This is a genomic window from Bombilactobacillus sp. ESL1187, from assembly GCF_058107155.1.
Map to the genome: position 1 here is coordinate 861,518 of NZ_JBYLTZ010000001.1, position 16,006 is coordinate 877,523.

The window sequence follows — 16,006 nt, forward strand, 5'->3', positions numbered from 1 at the left end:
CACTTGTGTCCAATGCTGAGACAATTTAACTTTTCTTAGACATACTAACAATAACTGCTAGTAAAGGAGAAAAAAATGTTAATTGAAACTATTGGCTTAACTAAAAAATATGGTTCCAAGGTCGCTTTAAATGCGATTAATCTCCAAATTGCCACTGGACAATTGGTCGCTTATTTAGGAACTAACGGTGCCGGCAAATCAACGACAATAAATATTTTAACAGGTCTGATGAAACCCACGACAGGAATCGTTCGCTATGCTGCCGACTTAAAGATGGGTGTCGTGTTTCAAGACAGTGTTTTAGACAAGAGGTTATCGGTAAAAAGCAATATTTTATCCAGAGCAAAAATGTACAGACATTATGACAAAGACTGGTTAGCGGAGTTAATTGAAGTTATTGGAATCAAGCAATTTTGGAAACAAAAATATGGCACTCTATCAGGTGGTCAAAGACGACGCGTAGACATTGCCAGAGCTTTAATTGACCAACCTAACTTGTTGTTTTTAGATGAGCCAACTACAGGTTTGGATCTACAGACTAGGTTAGTAATTTGGGATTTGTTACAGAAATTGCAACGCGAACAAGGTTTAACAATCTTTTTGACCACGCATTATTTGGAAGAAGCAGAAAATGCTGATCAAATGTACATCTTAGAAAATGGTAACCTTTTGGCCAGTGGTTCAACAGCAAGCGTTAAAAAACGCTATGCTCCTAATAAATTGAAGATTCAAGCTGATGATGTTCAGAAAATTAAAGCTACCAGTGGTATACAAAAAAGGTCTGAGCATCAAATTGAACTATTGGGGTTGACTAGTAAACAAGCGATAGAGGTTTTACAAAATAATGCCACTATAATCCGTGATTTTGAATACCAGCAAGGGTCCATTGATGATGCTTTTATTAAAATTACGGGAAAGGAGCTGCAATGATGATAGCTTTGGTTCAGCGCAATATTAAAGTTTACTTTAGCAATGTTACAGGTGCTATGATGTCGTGTTTAGGGGCACTAATTGGTTTTTTTATTTATGTTTGTTTCTTACAAAGGTATCTTTTGGGGTCACTACCAGTTGTTTCTAATAAAAAACAGTTACTGGATTTGTGGATGTTGGCGGGATTAATAGTCATTGCGGGTATTACTACTTCTTTTCAAGCATTGAGTCAATTCGTGATCGATCGAGAAACTCATACAGCAGCTGATTTTCAATTGACCCATGTATCACCAGCCAAACGGAGTTTTAGTTATATTTTGGCGGCAACGTTTATTAGCTTCTTAATGCAAATCTTGGTGTTAGTACTAGCAGGTAGTTATTTTAAGTTAGTTGATAAAGTTGATCTACCAGCTGATTTTTATTTACCAGCAGTGGGTGTCATGTTTGTTGGTGGTCTGGCAGCCACTTTAGCTAATCAATTACTAGCGTTATTCATTAATTCCAGTACAACTTATAGTCACTGGGCTTCCATTATCAGTGCTGCATCCGGCTTTATCGTAGCCACTTATATGCCTTATGGGATGCTCTCCAAAAGTATGCAAACTTTGGTAAAATTAATTCCAAGTAGTTATGAAGCAGCCAGTTTACGTAGCCTTTTACTCAATGATTTGCGGGGAAGCAATCTGGCTTTGCCCTTGCGATTAAAAATGTTGCAGGATTTGGCAATTCATTTGGAAATTAAAGGACAACTTTTGACTAATGCCTTGAATACTTATGTAGAACTGGTGATCATAGCTGTGCTTTTGCTATTAGTTGCGGGTTTATCAATAATGATGAATCAAAGAAAGAAGAAATGATTTGAAAATTAGCGTACACATTGACCCTGGCCTGAATAAAGACGAGATTGCGGTAGAACTTAAGGCGGGTGCTGAGTCACTGGCGGTTGATAACTTATTATCCTACATTAAGCAATATGAGTTACAGGAACAAACTTTATTACCGATTAAAATAGCAGATCGGATTTTGACAATTAAGATGAAAGATTTAATCAAAATTGAAGTACAGGGTAAAAATTTAACCTATTATACTAAAGAAACTGTCATTGAGTCTAAAGGCCATTTATATCAAGTTTTAGAAAAATTAACTGCTGATTTTATTCAAGTTTCACGACATTGTGTCATTAATCTGGATTATCTGGATTCACTGGAAACGGGTTTTGCTGGCAATATGGTGGCTATTTTACAATTTAATTTAAAGACTGATGTTTCGCGGAAGTATTTAATAGAATTAGAAAAGAAGTTGGGCTTATGATAAAAATATTACGTCAAGCTGTCAAACGGTTTATTACAGGGGTCGGATTTGGATCAATGGTTTATTTGCTAGTTTTGGCATGTATTCCTCATGAAATCAATATTTCTTTACTAACCGTTTGCGGCGTTTTCATATTTAGTGGATTAATGGGTGAAGGATCTTTTTTGATGGATACTGACTTTCCATTTTTAATAGCACTAGGATTACACTTCATTTTGATGTTGATTTTATTTTTAATGATGATGCTAGTTTGTCATTGGCCTATTGCTGTTTGGACGATTGTACTTTTTCTAGTGACATATATTATTATTTGGTTAGTGATTTTAACGCTCCGTGAGCAGCAAGTTCAGCGTATTAACTCCCGGCTACAAAAGCGTAAGTCCAAGTGATGGAAAGAAATAAAGTATAGAAATTAAAAAACCACTGAGCAATCAGATTTTTAATCTGGCTTACTCAGTGGTTTTTGTTTCTTAGTTGTTTAAACTTTGTTGAATTAATTCGGTTTGTAAATCAGCCAATTTAGTGGTGATATAAACCGGATAAAAATCAGGATTAACCGTTCTTAATGTGGCTTCAGGTAATTCCGCTAATTTTTGCTGACATTGTTTTTGAATTTTGAACACGTCAGTTTCGCTTTTGACTACATGACCGTGGTCCAAAATTTGTTGTGATAATTCTTCAGCATCAAAGTTGGCCAGAGTAACCTGCTTTTTAACGGATAACGGATTGGAGTCCACTACTGACAAATTAGTTGGTAAAACTTCATCCGCTAAACTAATCACATCCGCAAAAGCTTGGTGATTTTGCTTGTCGTATAAGCGATAAGTTTTCTTAATACCTGGTAAAGTTAACTTGTCGCGATTATCACTGACTTTAATCTTCGGAATTAATTGTCCATTGTCAATGACGGCTGCTAATTTATAGACACCACTGAGGACGGGAGAAGAAGCACTGGTAATTAATTTTTCCCCGACACCAAAGTTATCAATTTGTGCACCTTCATTGAGTAATGATTGAATGACGCGTTCGTCTAAGGCGTTTGAAACCGTAATTTTAATTTGAGACAATCCGGCATCATTGAGGGCTTGACGGGCTTTTTTGGTTAGTTGTGCAATATCGCCAGAATCAATGCGAATTCCACCTTGAACTTGCTGGCCGCCTTGCTGTAATTCTTGAAAGACAGTAATGGCATTAGGTAAACCCGAATTTAAGACGTCATATGTGTCAATTAAAAAGGAAGCATTGTTAGGGTAAATTTGTGCCCATTGGCGAAAAGCGGTAAGTTCATCTGGGAAAGATTCTACCCAAGCATGTGCCATTGTGCCAGCTGGGGGAATGTTAAACATTTGGGCGGCTAAGACATTTGAAGTACTGGTGCATCCACCAATAACTGCTGCTCGGGCACCGTTAACGGCACTGTCCGGTCCTTGGGCGCGGCGCGCACCAAATTCCATCACGGGTTTGTTGTGTGCGGCAAAAGTAATCCGGCGCGCTTTTGTAGCAATCAAGGATTCATGGTTTAAAATGTTTAAAATTAATGTTTCTAACAATTGCGTTTGAATTAAAGGTCCTTGGACAGTCATAATTGGTTCGCGAGGAAAGACTGGGGTACCTTCGGGGATTGCGGTAATGGAGCAGTCAAATTTAAAATTCTTGAGATAATCTAAAAAACTAGGGCTAAATGTGTTCAATGAAGCCAGATACTTAACGTCGTCATCCGTATAGTGGAAATCTGCAACCGCTTCAATAACTTGTTGTAAGCCAGCAGCGATAATAAAGCTACCATTGTCGGGAACTTTGCGAAAGAAGACGTCAAACACGCCTTGTTTGTCTTTGCTAACTGCATCATAACCATTGGCCATGGTAAATTCATATAAATCAGTCAACATTGCTAAATTTTTCATGATATAGTTGTCCTTATTAATTTTTTGACAGAGTTCAACCAACCAATAGTGGTCTGAATAATCGGTCAAAACTATCACAGCTAGTATAGCATTACTAGGAAAGCATGAGTAGTTTTCACCGGTAAATACTTGATTTCTAATTAATTAAGCAGAATACTTGACTTGTCCGTTATGCCATGTTAACTTATCATTTGTATTATATATAATTGATAACTAACTAAAAGAATAAAAGAGGCTCCTATTCGGACACATGCTACTGTACAGAAACGTTGCGAAACGCCAATGTATAGGACAGAACTTGCCGACCGAAGGCAAGTTCCCAAGTAGCTAGACTAAGTCTTTACGCCGGGTAGTGCTAAACGAAAATTTTAGGAGTCGCGAATAATTTTTTTGCGGCTTCTTTTTTTGACTGTATCAATTGAAATTGTGACTAATGTCAGTTAGGCATGGTATGAAGAAACATTATTTGTATTACTAATATGAAGATTTTCTTTGTATCTCAACTTCAATGAAAGTTTATCAGGCAGTCAATGGGTGTTTATGAGCCTCCTTTGTTTAAAAACAAGGAGGTCTTTTTTGATGTTATCAAATCCAGAATTATTGAAGTTGGCTCAAGCAACTCCAGAGGCGGTGCAACAACAGTTTCATACGCAAACAACCGGTTTGACGAGTCAAGAAGTGACAGCTCTTCAACAAAAGTATGGGAGTAATCAGTTAGTTTATCACCACAAAACTCCCGTGTATCGCCAATTTTTACGAGCTTTTGCTACACCTTTTACACTAGTACTGCTGGTTTTAGCTGTCATTTCTTTTTGGACGGATTATGTTTTAGCCAGTCCAGCTGATAAAAGTTTCACGGCGACGGTAATTATTTTAGTCATGGTTATTGTCAGTGGCACCATGACTTTAATTCAGTCCATTCAATCAAGCAATGCTGCGGAAAAATTGCAATCGTTAGTGCAGGTTAATGTCCAGGTTTTTCGAGATCGACAATTACAAACAATTGCTTTGGCTGATTTAGTACCCGGAGATATTGTTAAATTAGCTGCTGGCGATTTGATTCCTGCAGATTTAAGAGTGCTGCAAGCCCGCGATTTGTTGGTATCACAAACGGCGTTAACGGGTGAAAGTTATCCAGTGGAAAAAGTAGTACAGTCAACGGACACTCATTATGAGCAAATTACTGATTTAAAAACATTAATTTTTATGGGGAGTAATGTGGTTAGTGGTACAGCCTTGGCCTTGGTTGTGGCTACCGGACAGCAGACGCGTTTTGGGGAAGTTACTCAAGGATTAACGAACAAAAAAACCACTGTGACTAATTTTGATGTGGGGATTAGTCAAACATCGTGGCTCTTAATTCGGTTTATGGCAATTATGGCCCCTATTGTTTGTGTTCTCAATGGTTTAACCAAAGGTAATTGGCTACAAGCCCTATTGTTTGGCGTTTCTACGGCAGTGGGCTTGACGCCCGAAATGTTACCCGTGATTGTGACTACTAATTTAGTCCGCGGAGCTTTAACAATGGCCAAACAGCAAACGGTGGTGAAGGATTTAAATGCGATTCAAAACTTTGGCGCCATGGATGTCTTATGTACGGATAAAACGGGGACGTTAACTCAAGATCAAATTATTTTAGAACATTATTTAGATGTGCATCAACAGGTCAATCCTCGCGTTTTACAGTATGCCTATTTAAATAGTCAGTTTCAAACGGGGTTAAATAATTTAATGGATCAGGCCATTATCCAAGCTGCGACAACTTTGGATTTGAAAGTTACGAATTATCAAAAAATTGATGAAATACCGTTTGATTTTAAACGGCGCCGTTTAAGTACAGTGGTACAGGTGCCCCAGCAAGCTGTCACAATGGTTACCAAGGGTGCATTTGAAGAAATACTACAAATTTGCTCTTATGTAGAGGACCAAGGACAAGTTGTAGCTTTGACGCCTGAGTGGCAAAAGCAATTGCAACAACAGGTCAGGAATTTGAATCAAGCCGGCTTGCGCGTGTTAGGCTTGGCCTATAAAACCAATCCTCAAGCCTCAGCTGATGCTAAATTAACAGTTGCTGATGAACAAGATATGGTCTTTTTAGGCTATTTAACCTTTTTAGATCCCCCGAAACAATCGGTGAAACAAGCATTATCTTCTTTGGCAGAGTATGGCACACAAGTCAAAATTATTACGGGTGATAATCAATTAGTAACTTTAGCTGTTTGTCAAAAAATTAATTTTGCAGTACAGAATGTGTTAACGGGACAAGAAGTCAGTCAATTAACTCCTGAACAGTTGCAACGCGCGGTGGAAACAACCAACGTTTTTGTGAAAGTTGGGCCTGAGCAAAAAGCTTTAATTGTGCAAACTTTGCGCAAAAATCAACATGTAGTGGGCTTTTTAGGTGATGGCATTAATGATGCACCGGCCATGAAAGCTGCCGATGTAGGAATTTCCGTAGATAGTGCTGTTGATATTGCCAAAGAGTCGGCAGCAATTATCTTATTACAAAAAGATTTGCAGGTCTTAGAACAAGGAGTTTTAGTCGGGCGCCAAACTTTTGGTAACATTATGAAATATATTAAAGCGACGTGTTCTTCCAATTTTGGCAACATGTTATCCGTTTTGTGTGCTAGTATCTTTTTACCATTTTTGCCCATGCAGCCATTACAATTACTATTTTTAAATTTGACTTATGATTTGTCCTGCTTAGTTATTCCATGGGACAGAATGGATCCCGAGTATTTAAAAGTTCCACGCAAATGGGAGGCACGCTCCATTGGCCGATTTATGGCAATTTTGGGACCGACGAGTTCATTATTTGATATTACGACGTATTTAGCCATGTATTTTGTGATTTGCCCACAAGTACTGGGGCATACTTTCGGACAAGTTCATGGTTTGGCGCAACAAGAATTTATGCAAATATTTAATAGTGGTTGGTTTGTAGAATCTCTCTGGACGCAGACTCTAGTTTTGCACGCTTTGCGAACACAGAAAATTCCTTTTGTGCAAAGTCGTGCTGCTAAGCCAGTACTACTTGTCACAATAGGGGCCGTCCTGGTTGGTTCATTAATTCCGTTTACCGCCATTGGACACTTTTTAAGATTGGCTCCTTTGCCAACTAATTTCTGGTGGTTACTCGGATTAACGGTAGTTTGTTATTTAGTATTAGTAACAATCGTCAAAAGAATTTACGTCCAACGTTATGGAGAATTGTTATGAAATCAAAGTTGAAAACTGAATTACGTTATCCTACCCAATTAATTATTGCCTTAACTTGGTTATGTATCGGAATTGCTTGGCTATTCGTGCAACCTGTAACGTGGACAACAGGGTTATTGGCAGGTTTGTTTATTGTTGGTGCCAGTTTAATGATTGTGGATTGTAGTACTAAAGGACACCGATTTGTAAAACGTATTTGGCAAAAATGTTGTAGCAAATGCCACTTAAAAGCCGAAGACTAACCTAAATTAAGGACTTAAGCATTTTTTGCTTGAGTCCTTAATTGTAGTTAGACAGTTAGATACAAGTTCCTATTCGTTGAAACACTACAATGTCTTAATTGATAGACATTCTTTGGCTTTCAAATTTGGCACAATATTTAACTTACTTTGGGTGCCGCAATTTGGTAGCGATATGTTGAAACCAAACTTCCCCAATCAATTGCGCTAGAACGTAGCCTAAAGCAATGGCCCCGGTTAATAAGGTAACATGTAAAACCTGTGTTAAGGCACTGTCACGTTGTCCAGTCATGAATTGTTCCAAGGCTTGGTAGGCACTGGCGCCTGGTACCAATGGGACGAGTCCAGGAATGTTAAAAATGGTACTGGGCTGTTTTTTTACCCGTGCTAAGATTAGTCCACTTAACCCGACGACTAGCGCCCCTAAAAAGTTCGCGGCAATTTTACCAACATTAATTTGAACCAACAACCAATAACAGGTCCAGCCTAAGCTGCCAGCAAATCCGGCCCAGCCTAAAGCTTTGACAGGCACTTGAATAAAGAGCCCAAACGCCACTGTGCCGATAAAACTTAACCCGATTTGTACTAATAAGTGATACATGCTAGCACTTCCTTAACTAATTAAATAAAAAGCAATCCCCACGCCGACAGCAATGGCGCCAACGACCATGCTGGACTCAATGCCGCGTTCAATCCCCGCTAACAAATTGCCTTCAAACAAATCTCGTAAAGCATTAGTCATCGGGACGCCGGGCACTAACGGCATAATGGCGCCAATGATAATGTTATTGATACTTTTACCACCAAAGAAATGAACGTCACCCATAGCCAATAAGGCAATTACTAACGCGCCGATTAATTCGCCGACGAACCGCAAACGACTGTGTTGCCCAATTACGATAGCGATCCAATAACCTAAAGCGCCAATGATAAAAGTACTCACAAAATCCTTCCAGTCGTATTTTTGCGTGAAGATAATCATTAAACACGCACTTTCTAAGCCCGCACCAAAGGTTTGCGTTGCTAAGGAAAATAAGGGGCGATCGCGCTTGATTTGCCGTAATTGTTGCTCAAAGGTAGCTAAATCAATTTCTTGAGCTTCGTACTGGCGGGAGAGTGTATTGACTCTGGTAATGTTATTCATATTGATGCCGCGCCGTGAAATTTGTAAAAAACGAGTATATGGCGCTTTTTTAAAGCTGACTAAAACTCCCGTTAAACTGGTGAAAGCGGCATTATCAACTTCTTGACCACAAAAGGCAATGCGGCGCATTGTATCTTCGACACGATACATTTCTGAACCGGCTTCCACTAAAATCTGTCCGGCTAAAAGACACACTTCCATTAATTGATCTTGCTGCATCTAAGCACCTTCTTTGAAACTAATTAATCATTATTATACTATATTCGTTAAATTGTTTGGGGGAGGTGAAAAGAGTGCAAGTTGGAATTATGGGCGGATCCGGTTATTTAGGACAGCAAGTGATTCGCCAGCTGCACAAACATCCGACTTGGCGAATTATTAGTTTTTCTCGTCATGGGCAGCAAAACTTGCCAACAAATATTCAGCAAATGGCTCAATTTGTAAGCACTGATATTTTGCACGATGATCAGTGGCAATATTGGTTAAACCAATGTGATTGGGTAATTGATTTAGTCGGAATTTTACGAGAACAGCCGCGGCAAAATATAACTTATCAAACGATGACTTTCGCTCCAGCCAAGATTGTGACAGATTATATTGTTCAACAACAATTAACCACGAAGATGTTGTATGTGGCGGCCAATTGGGCGCCGTGGGGCTTGAAAAAATATTTATTTTATAAAGATCAAACAGCCCTGTATGTCAAACACCAGTTACAGCAGCAAGCAGTGATTATCTATCCAAATTTAATTTATGATCGACAACGGCTAACTAGTTGGGGCTTGGCGCAATTATTACGACTGAGTAATTTACCAGCCATTGCGCCGATGACCCGCATAGCGTTTAGTCAAGAAATTGATAAAATTTTGCAACAGCAAGTGAGCTTTTTGCAACAGCGCCGTTTCTTGCATGAAAAAAATATGTAATTTTACTGTAAATTAAATCAAGGGTGTTTTAAACTAAAAACATTATTGTTATTTTACTGAACTGGGAGGAGTAAGGTTGATGTCAAAAAAAGAAAGATTTATGACTACTTTAGGCTGGATTGCTACGGGAACAGCGATTTTAATGTATGTTTCCTATATTCCACAAATTATTAGTAATTTACATGGAGCGAAGGGTAATCCAGCGCAGCCACTAGCGACCGTCTTGAATACCTTATTATGGGTTATCTATGCTTTGTTCAAAGATCATCGTGATTATCCATTGGCTGTTAGCAATGGTGCCGGTGTGATTTTTGGGGCTTTGGCAGTATTAACAGCTTTGTAAAAAAGCAAAGAGAAGTGGGGATCAAAAGAATTTTTCGTAAATTTCAACGAATATTTTCTTTTTACCCAACTTCTCTTTTTTAATTTTACCAACAATTTGGTAAGTCACCTAATTGAGGTATTTAATGATGAATGTTGAAAATTAATTATGATAAAATTCTCAAATTTGAGAAGGAAAATAAGCACCACGTCAGTGATTGATTAAATTGTTCGCACCTTCGTGGCATCACCACTAGCAATGACTTGTAAGCCGTGAGCGGTTTGTAAAATTAAACTGGCTTTTTGAGTAACACCGACAATTTGGCCGTAAACGACCTTTGGCCCCATTTGCACTTGCACTGTCTGGTTTTTCCAAGCCAGCTTGTCTTGATAGTCAGGTAAGAAAAAGCCAGTCGCAAAATGATCTTTGAAGTGCCAGATTTGCTGCAATAAATGGATGATCAACTGACAGATTGCTTGCTCAGTCGGTTGTTTGGTCAAAAGATTGGCCCCAATTGCTAAGTGCTCTTGATAAAGATTAAGACCAATGCCAATAATAGCAACTTGGGGACGCGGCTGTTCGACTAAAATGCCAGAAATTTTTTGATCATTGACTAAAAGATCATTGACCCATTTAATTTGGGTTTCGAGTTGCCATTGTTGTTCAATGGCCTGATTTAAACACCAAGCAATACCGGTTGTTAAGAGTCCTTGATTTTGGGCAGTTAACTTGGGTAAAGCTAAACCAAGTGAGAGATAAATGCCACCAGTTTGAGAAATAAAGTTACGCCCTTTTTTACCATAGCCATTCGTTTGTTGATTACTGATCACTAGCTGAGGTGAAAATTTTTTTTGGCGGGCGACTTGTTGCTTTAATAATTGGTTGGTGGAAGTGACTTGATCATACCAGGCAATTTGCTGAGCTAAAAACGGCAGCTGCTGGTTTAATTGTTGTTCTAACAAAGTTAAATGTTGCATAATTAATTAGACCTCACATGAGTAAACTAATTTGAGCTTCAAAATAAAATAATTACGTAAAAAGAGACGAACTAAAAGCTATTCAAATCGGTCTTTATCATAGTCAAATTTGACATTTTAAGCAAGTTGCAATATGATACTGCCATCAAACAGTTTGATGTTTGAAATAAAATAAAGGAGCTGTTGGAATCTTAATGGAACTAAATTCAAGTGAAATACGGGCGTTAATTCCCAATCGATATCCGATCTTTTTCATGGACGGAGTGCAAGACATGCAAGTCGATAAATCAATTCAAGCGGTGAAGAACGTAACCGCTGATGAATCGTTTGTTGACAGTTATCGACCGGGACAATTTGTGATGCCATCAACGTTGATTATTGAAACCTTAGCTCAAGCAGCCTCAATTTTTATTTTGAGCTCACCGAGTTTTAAAAATAAAACAGCTTACTTAGGTGGGATTCCGAAGGCTGAATTTTTGTTTGATGTTCATGCTGGCGATCAGTTGCAGTTAAAAGTGGAATTAAAAAGACAACGTCAAAATATTGGCTTGGTTAGTTGCGTGGCGTCGGTTCATGATAAGCCAGCAGTGACAGCGGAATTAATGTTTATTGTCGAGGATGCGGTTCGTAGTTAACGGATTAGTTGCAGTTATTTTGACATTCTATAGGAGTAATACGAATGAAAGATAAAATGCAACGGATCAACCGGTTATTGACCACGGTTTATACTGATATTATGCGGGTTGAAGAACGGGAATTAAAAAAGAGTGATTTTAAGGACATTTCAGTTAAAGAAATGCACGCCATTGATGCAATTACTATGTATGATCACAAAACCAGTTCGCAATTAGCAGAAGAGTTAATGATTACTCCTGGTACAGTCACGACAATGGTTAATAATTTGGTACGTAAAGGTTATGTCGTCCGGATTCATGGCGATGATGACCGCCGAATTGTGCGTTTGGGTTTGACGAGAAAAGGCCGTTTAGTTTATCGAGCACATGATTTGTTTCATCGACAAATGGTAGCTAAGTTTATTGAAAACTTTGACGAGAACCAAGTTGAGATTATTGAACATGCCTTACTCAATTTACGAGCCTTTTTAGAATTTCCCGCGCATATCGATAAAACAAAGGAGTAATCCAGATTGGGATTGAGAATTAAGCAAACAGCTTATTATGTACCTGACAAGATTGTCAGCAATGATGATCTAACAAAGTTTATGGATACTTCGGATGAGTGGATTGCTTCCAGAACCGGCATTAAGCAACGCCACATTGCGCAAAAGCAACAAACTTCAGATTTAGCGTTGCAAGTAGCACAGCAGTTATTAGCAGCTAGTGATTTACCAGCAACTAGTTTAGATTTTATTATTGTGGCGACGATGTCACCAGATTATCAAACACCATCCACAGCGGCTTTAGTTCAAGGCAAGTTACAAGCCAATCAAGCATTTGCGTTTGATATTAGTGCAGCTTGTTCGGGGTTTATTTACGGCTTAGCTTTGGCTGATAAACTGTTAGCAACTACTTACCAACGTGGTTTAGTGATTGGTGCGGAAACTTTATCTAAATTGGTTGATTGGCAAGATCGTTCAACCGCGGTCTTATTTGGTGATGGTGCTGCAGGCGTTTTGGTGGAAGCTGATGCTAAGCATCCAGGATTGGTGGCTGAGGATTTGCAAACCTTAGGTGCGCAAAGTTCGGCACTCACAGCTGGGTATTTGCCGTTAAATTCGATCTTTAATCAAGATCAAACTGATCCACAACAGCGTTATTTTATGATGGATGGTCATGCTGTTTATCGCTTTGCCACCCATGAAGTACCCAATTCCATTCAACGTGTTTTAGCCAAAGCTAATTGGAACGTGAATGATATTGATTACTTTTTATTGCATCAAGCAAATGGGCGCATTATTAAAAGTATTGCACAACATTTAGATCAACCCGTAACTAAGTTTTTGCAGAATGTTGCAGAATTTGGCAATACTTCGGCAGCTAGTGTACCATTACTATTGGCGCAAAGTGTTGCAAACAAGCAAATTCAACGCGGGCAAAAGTTGATCTTAAGTGGTTTTGGCGGAGGTTTAACCGTCGGTAGTTTAGCGTTAGTTTATTAATTTTAATTATAAGGGAGTTTTATATTATGTCAGATCAAGAAATTTTTAACAAAGTCAAAGAAATTATTGTCGACCAAACAGGTGAAGAAGAAGAAGAAGTTACTTTACAAGCTAATATCAAAGATGATTTAAATGCTGATAGTTTGGATATTTTTGAAGTAATCAACGAATTAGAAGATGAATTTGACATCAAAATTGAAAATGAAGATGGTATTCAAACTGTGCAAGATCTAGTTGATTTTGTGAAGCAACAACTAGAAGCAAAGGAAGATTAAGCATGAAGTTAAGTCCATTTATTCAAAGTCTGGGATTGAAATATCCGATTTTTCAAGGGGGAATGGCCTGGGTCGCTGATGGTAAATTGGCGGCCGCTGTTTCCAATGCTGGTGGTTTAGGAATTATTGGTGCAGGCAATGCACCAGGTTCTGCAATTGCCGAAGAGATTAAAATTGCGCGGTCTTTAACCGATCGACCTTTCGGGGTCAATGTTATGTTATTGTCACCGCATGTTGAAGAAGTGGTGGAAGTTGTCTTGGAATATAAAGACAGCATCGCTTTAGTTACTACGGGTGCTGGTAATCCTGGCGATTACTTTACACGCTTTAAAGCGGCTAATATCAAAGTTATTCCAGTCGTTGGTTCTGTAGCATTGGCCAAAATGATGGAACGTGTTGGTGCAGATGCCGTGATTGCAGAAGGTATGGAATCTGGTGGTCATATTGGAAAGTTAACGACAATGGCCTTAGTTCCTCAAGTGGTTGATGCGGTTAATATTCCTGTCATTGCGGCTGGTGGTATTGGTGATGGCCGTGGTTTGGCAGCGGCTATGATGCTGGGTGCGCAAGGTGTCCAAATGGGAACCCGCTTTTTAGTAGCTACCGAATCTAAAGTTCATCCCACTTATAAAAAAGCGGTTTTGAAGGCTAATGATGCCAGCACAATGGTTACCGGTGACTTTGCAGGTCATCCATCTAGAGTTTTGAAAAACAAAATGGCTAAGACTTATGTGAAGTTAGAAAAAGCTGAAGCCGCTAAAGAGCATCCTAATTATAGTGATATTGAAGAATTAGGTAATGGTAGTTTGCGGCGTGCAGTTTTAGATGGTGATGCCAAGACCGGTGCTTATATGGCTGGTGAAATCTCTGGTTTGGTTAAAAAAGAACAACCAGCAGCTGAGATCTTGGAAGATGTTTATTCCCGGGCAGATCGGCTTTTAGGCGGTGACTATTAAGATGTTGGGATTACTGTTTAGCGGTCAAGGTGCCCAAAAAACAGGAATTACACAGGACCTGTACGAAAGTTTGCCAAGTTTTAAGCAGCATATTGATCAAGCAGCCGAAATTTTACAGTTAGACTTGCCAAGTATTTTATATGATGCAGCTTTGTCTGATCAGTTAGCACAAACGCGCTTGGCGCAACCGGCTATTTTGGCCATGAGTTGGAGCTTATATCAGGAATTAAAAGACTATTTAACTACTAAAGATTGCTTTGGCTTAGGACTAAGCTTAGGCGAATATAGTGCTTTAACTAGCAGTGGTTACGTTGATTTTGCTACCGGTTTGCAATTGATTAAGCGGCGTGGCGAATTAATGCAACAAGCTAGTGAGCAAACGGCCAGTGAAATGGTCGCCATTATGAAAGCCGATTTAGCTAGTGTTGAACAAGCAGTTCAGCAAGCTAGTCAATTCGGTGCCATTGGTGTGGCCAATGTTAATACACCACAACAGATTGTCATTGGTGGCGTCCCTACAGCAGTAGAGCGGGCTGTTGATTTATTAAAGCAGCAGCAGGAAAAACTGCGGGTTGTTCCATTAAAAGTTAGTGGAGCTTTTCATACACCGTTGATGCAACCAATTCAGGCACAATTAAATTCGGCCTTAACGAAAGTTAATTGGCAGACCGGAACATTTCCAGTATTTAGTACGACCACTAAACAAGAATTTGCTCCGCAAACTTTGAGTGATAATCTTACGCAACAGTTAGTTTCGACCACTTATTTTGCAGCTACTTTACAACAGCAAGCATCAGATTTAACGGCAGTTCTGGAGTTGGGACCTGGGAAAACCTTATTAGGCTTTGCTAAAAAGATTGTGCGGAAGATTCCTACTTATCAAGTTGATAGTTATGATGGACTGCAACAGACAATTACAGCGTTGGAGGCAATGGATTAATGGAACTCAAAGACAAAGTAGTTTTAATAACCGGTAGCTCACGAGGTATTGGTTTAGCAATTGCCAAAGCTTTTGCACAGCAAGGAGCGAATATCGTTTTAAATGCGCGGCATCCCATTAGTGCCGACGTGCAAGCTCAAATTACCGCTTTTGGGGTTCAATGTTTTGATATTAGTGCTGACGTGACGCAGATGGACTCTGCAGAACAATTAATTAAGCAAACATTGGCTGCAGCGGGCCACATTGATGTTGTAGTTAATAATGCAGGAATTACTCGCGATGGTTTATTGAACCGGATGTCACAAGAAGACTTTGACAGTGTCTTACAAACTAATTTAGTGGGAACTTTTAATGTTATTCGTCAGGCATTACGGCCAATGTACAAACAACGTTCGGGATGTTTTATTAATTTAGCCAGTGTTGTTGGCTTGACTGGTAATATTGGTCAGGCTAATTATGCTGCCAGTAAAGCCGGCATCATTGGGTTAACGAAATCAGTTGCGAAAGAAGTGGCTTTGCGTAATTTACGTTGTAATGCAATTGCTCCCGGAATGATTGATACCCAAATGACGCAGCAATTAAGTGATAAACGGCAACAAGAAATTATTAAACAAATTCCACTACAGCGCTTTGGTCAAGTTGAAGAAATTGCCCAAACTGCTGTCTTTTTGGCTCAAAATAATTATATTACTGGCCAAACATTGACGGTCGATGGCGGCTTAACAATGCAGTAAGGAGAAT

At 39.1% G+C, this 16,006-nt stretch carries 19 protein-coding genes and 1 riboswitch; of the genes, 15 read left to right on the top strand and 4 right to left on the bottom strand.

Annotated features, from left to right (window positions below; all coding sequences use genetic code 11):
* The first annotated feature begins 75 nt into the window (after positions 1-75).
* Genes AC3B5B_RS04220 through AC3B5B_RS04235 form a run of 4 tightly spaced genes read left to right on the top strand, consistent with a single transcriptional unit; the run spans position 76 to position 2,630 of the window.
* Complete coding sequence (locus tag AC3B5B_RS04220) at positions 76-930, top strand: ABC transporter ATP-binding protein (RefSeq protein WP_489769392.1); 855 nt, start codon at positions 76-78, stop codon at positions 928-930.
* A complete protein-coding gene (locus AC3B5B_RS04225; RefSeq protein WP_489769393.1) occupies positions 930-1,787 on the top strand; it encodes an ABC transporter permease in 858 nt (285 codons plus the stop codon). The genes AC3B5B_RS04220 and AC3B5B_RS04225 overlap by 1 nt, the downstream gene beginning before the upstream one ends.
* Position 1,788: 1 nt before the next feature.
* Positions 1,789-2,241 carry a LytTR family DNA-binding domain-containing protein gene (locus tag AC3B5B_RS04230; protein WP_489769394.1) on the top strand — a complete coding sequence of 151 codons (453 nt, stop codon included), beginning with the start codon at positions 1,789-1,791 and terminating at the stop codon, positions 2,239-2,241.
* The gene (locus AC3B5B_RS04235) at positions 2,238-2,630 is read left to right on the top strand and encodes a DUF3021 family protein (RefSeq protein ID WP_489769395.1); all 393 of its coding nucleotides are present in this window, start codon (positions 2,238-2,240) and stop codon (positions 2,628-2,630) included. Before AC3B5B_RS04230 ends, AC3B5B_RS04235 begins: the two co-directional genes overlap by 4 nt.
* 81 nt (positions 2,631-2,711) lie before the next feature.
* Here AC3B5B_RS04235 and AC3B5B_RS04240 read toward each other — a convergent pair whose 3' ends face one another.
* Positions 2,712-4,148: a nicotinate phosphoribosyltransferase gene (locus AC3B5B_RS04240; RefSeq protein ID WP_489757692.1), complete on the bottom strand. Its 1,437-nt coding sequence runs from the start codon at positions 4,146-4,148 to the stop codon at positions 2,712-2,714.
* A 210-nt stretch (positions 4,149-4,358) separates the two neighbouring features.
* A riboswitch (M-box (ykoK) riboswitch) is annotated at positions 4,359-4,521 on the top strand.
* A 203-nt stretch (positions 4,522-4,724) separates the two neighbouring features.
* Here AC3B5B_RS04240 and mgtA point away from each other — a divergent pair.
* On the top strand, positions 4,725-7,367 hold the full coding sequence (gene mgtA, locus AC3B5B_RS04245; RefSeq protein ID WP_489769396.1) for a magnesium-translocating P-type ATPase: 2,643 nt from the start codon (positions 4,725-4,727) through the stop codon (positions 7,365-7,367).
* Positions 7,364-7,609, top strand: coding sequence for a hypothetical protein (locus tag AC3B5B_RS04250; RefSeq protein ID WP_489769397.1), 246 nt, complete (start codon positions 7,364-7,366; stop codon positions 7,607-7,609). The genes mgtA and AC3B5B_RS04250 overlap by 4 nt, the downstream gene beginning before the upstream one ends.
* Positions 7,610-7,751: 142 nt before the next feature.
* Here the strand turns inward: AC3B5B_RS04250 and AC3B5B_RS04255 are convergent, their stop codons facing one another.
* Together AC3B5B_RS04255 and AC3B5B_RS04260 are read right to left on the bottom strand one after the other, a co-directional pair.
* Positions 7,752-8,207, bottom strand: a complete 456-nt coding sequence (locus AC3B5B_RS04255; protein ID WP_489769398.1) for a threonine/serine exporter family protein — start codon at positions 8,205-8,207, stop codon at positions 7,752-7,754.
* A gap of 12 nt (positions 8,208-8,219) precedes the next feature.
* Positions 8,220-8,969, bottom strand: a complete 750-nt coding sequence (locus AC3B5B_RS04260; protein ID WP_489769399.1) for a threonine/serine exporter family protein — start codon at positions 8,967-8,969, stop codon at positions 8,220-8,222.
* Between the two features lie 74 nt (positions 8,970-9,043).
* Here AC3B5B_RS04260 and AC3B5B_RS04265 point away from each other — a divergent pair, with 74 nt between their 5' ends.
* Together AC3B5B_RS04265 and AC3B5B_RS04270 are read left to right on the top strand one after the other, a co-directional pair.
* On the top strand, positions 9,044-9,676 hold the full coding sequence (locus AC3B5B_RS04265) for an NAD-dependent epimerase/dehydratase family protein (RefSeq protein WP_489769400.1): 633 nt from the start codon (positions 9,044-9,046) through the stop codon (positions 9,674-9,676).
* Between the two features lie 79 nt (positions 9,677-9,755).
* The gene (locus AC3B5B_RS04270) at positions 9,756-10,019 is read left to right on the top strand and encodes a SemiSWEET family transporter (RefSeq protein ID WP_489756828.1); all 264 of its coding nucleotides are present in this window, start codon (positions 9,756-9,758) and stop codon (positions 10,017-10,019) included.
* Positions 10,020-10,219: 200 nt separating this feature from the next.
* On the opposite strand, the gene AC3B5B_RS04275 is transcribed toward AC3B5B_RS04270, so the two are convergent.
* Positions 10,220-10,975: a biotin--[acetyl-CoA-carboxylase] ligase gene (locus AC3B5B_RS04275; protein WP_489769401.1), complete on the bottom strand. Its 756-nt coding sequence runs from the start codon at positions 10,973-10,975 to the stop codon at positions 10,220-10,222.
* A gap of 194 nt (positions 10,976-11,169) precedes the next feature.
* Between AC3B5B_RS04275 and fabZ the strand changes: the two genes are divergently transcribed.
* Genes fabZ through fabG form a run of 7 tightly spaced genes read left to right on the top strand, consistent with a single transcriptional unit; the run spans position 11,170 to position 15,999 of the window.
* Entirely contained in the window at positions 11,170-11,610 is a 441-nt protein-coding gene (fabZ, locus tag AC3B5B_RS04280) for a 3-hydroxyacyl-ACP dehydratase FabZ (RefSeq protein WP_489756826.1), read from the top strand.
* 44 nt (positions 11,611-11,654) lie between these two features.
* The gene (locus tag AC3B5B_RS04285; protein WP_489756825.1) at positions 11,655-12,116 is read left to right on the top strand and encodes a MarR family winged helix-turn-helix transcriptional regulator; all 462 of its coding nucleotides are present in this window, start codon (positions 11,655-11,657) and stop codon (positions 12,114-12,116) included.
* 6 nt (positions 12,117-12,122) lie between these two features.
* Entirely contained in the window at positions 12,123-13,094 is a 972-nt protein-coding gene (locus AC3B5B_RS04290) for a beta-ketoacyl-ACP synthase III (RefSeq protein ID WP_489756824.1), read from the top strand.
* Positions 13,095-13,120: 26 nt separating this feature from the next.
* Positions 13,121-13,369 carry an acyl carrier protein gene (locus AC3B5B_RS04295; protein WP_489756823.1) on the top strand — a complete coding sequence of 83 codons (249 nt, stop codon included), beginning with the start codon at positions 13,121-13,123 and terminating at the stop codon, positions 13,367-13,369.
* 2 nt (positions 13,370-13,371) lie between these two features.
* Entirely contained in the window at positions 13,372-14,325 is a 954-nt protein-coding gene (fabK, locus tag AC3B5B_RS04300; RefSeq protein ID WP_489756822.1) for an enoyl-[acyl-carrier-protein] reductase FabK, read from the top strand.
* On the top strand, positions 14,315-15,265 hold the full coding sequence (locus tag AC3B5B_RS04305) for an ACP S-malonyltransferase (protein ID WP_489769402.1): 951 nt from the start codon (positions 14,315-14,317) through the stop codon (positions 15,263-15,265). Before fabK ends, AC3B5B_RS04305 begins: the two co-directional genes overlap by 11 nt.
* Positions 15,265-15,999 (top strand): 3-oxoacyl-[acyl-carrier-protein] reductase, encoded by a 735-nt coding sequence (fabG, locus tag AC3B5B_RS04310; protein ID WP_489756820.1) that lies wholly within the window; start codon positions 15,265-15,267, stop codon positions 15,997-15,999. The genes AC3B5B_RS04305 and fabG overlap by 1 nt, the downstream gene beginning before the upstream one ends.
* Positions 16,000-16,006 lie beyond the last annotated feature (7 nt).

Coding starts and splice junctions, on each gene's coding strand:
- fabK (WP_489756822.1), top strand. CDS start 13,372: ATGAAGTTAAGTCCATTTATTCAAAGTCTGGGATTGAAATATCCGATT.
- AC3B5B_RS04275 (WP_489769401.1), bottom strand. CDS start 10,975: ATGCAACATTTAACTTTGTTAGAACAACAATTAAACCAGCAGCTGCCG.
- AC3B5B_RS04270 (WP_489756828.1), top strand. CDS start 9,756: ATGTCAAAAAAAGAAAGATTTATGACTACTTTAGGCTGGATTGCTACG.
- mgtA (WP_489769396.1), top strand. CDS start 4,725: ATGTTATCAAATCCAGAATTATTGAAGTTGGCTCAAGCAACTCCAGAG.
- AC3B5B_RS04295 (WP_489756823.1), top strand. CDS start 13,121: ATGTCAGATCAAGAAATTTTTAACAAAGTCAAAGAAATTATTGTCGAC.
- fabG (WP_489756820.1), top strand. CDS start 15,265: ATGGAACTCAAAGACAAAGTAGTTTTAATAACCGGTAGCTCACGAGGT.
- fabZ (WP_489756826.1), top strand. CDS start 11,170: ATGGAACTAAATTCAAGTGAAATACGGGCGTTAATTCCCAATCGATAT.
- AC3B5B_RS04220 (WP_489769392.1), top strand. CDS start 76: ATGTTAATTGAAACTATTGGCTTAACTAAAAAATATGGTTCCAAGGTC.
- AC3B5B_RS04225 (WP_489769393.1), top strand. CDS start 930: ATGATAGCTTTGGTTCAGCGCAATATTAAAGTTTACTTTAGCAATGTT.
- AC3B5B_RS04255 (WP_489769398.1), bottom strand. CDS start 8,207: ATGTATCACTTATTAGTACAAATCGGGTTAAGTTTTATCGGCACAGTG.
- AC3B5B_RS04235 (WP_489769395.1), top strand. CDS start 2,238: ATGATAAAAATATTACGTCAAGCTGTCAAACGGTTTATTACAGGGGTC.
- AC3B5B_RS04250 (WP_489769397.1), top strand. CDS start 7,364: ATGAAATCAAAGTTGAAAACTGAATTACGTTATCCTACCCAATTAATT.
- AC3B5B_RS04285 (WP_489756825.1), top strand. CDS start 11,655: ATGAAAGATAAAATGCAACGGATCAACCGGTTATTGACCACGGTTTAT.
- AC3B5B_RS04260 (WP_489769399.1), bottom strand. CDS start 8,969: ATGCAGCAAGATCAATTAATGGAAGTGTGTCTTTTAGCCGGACAGATT.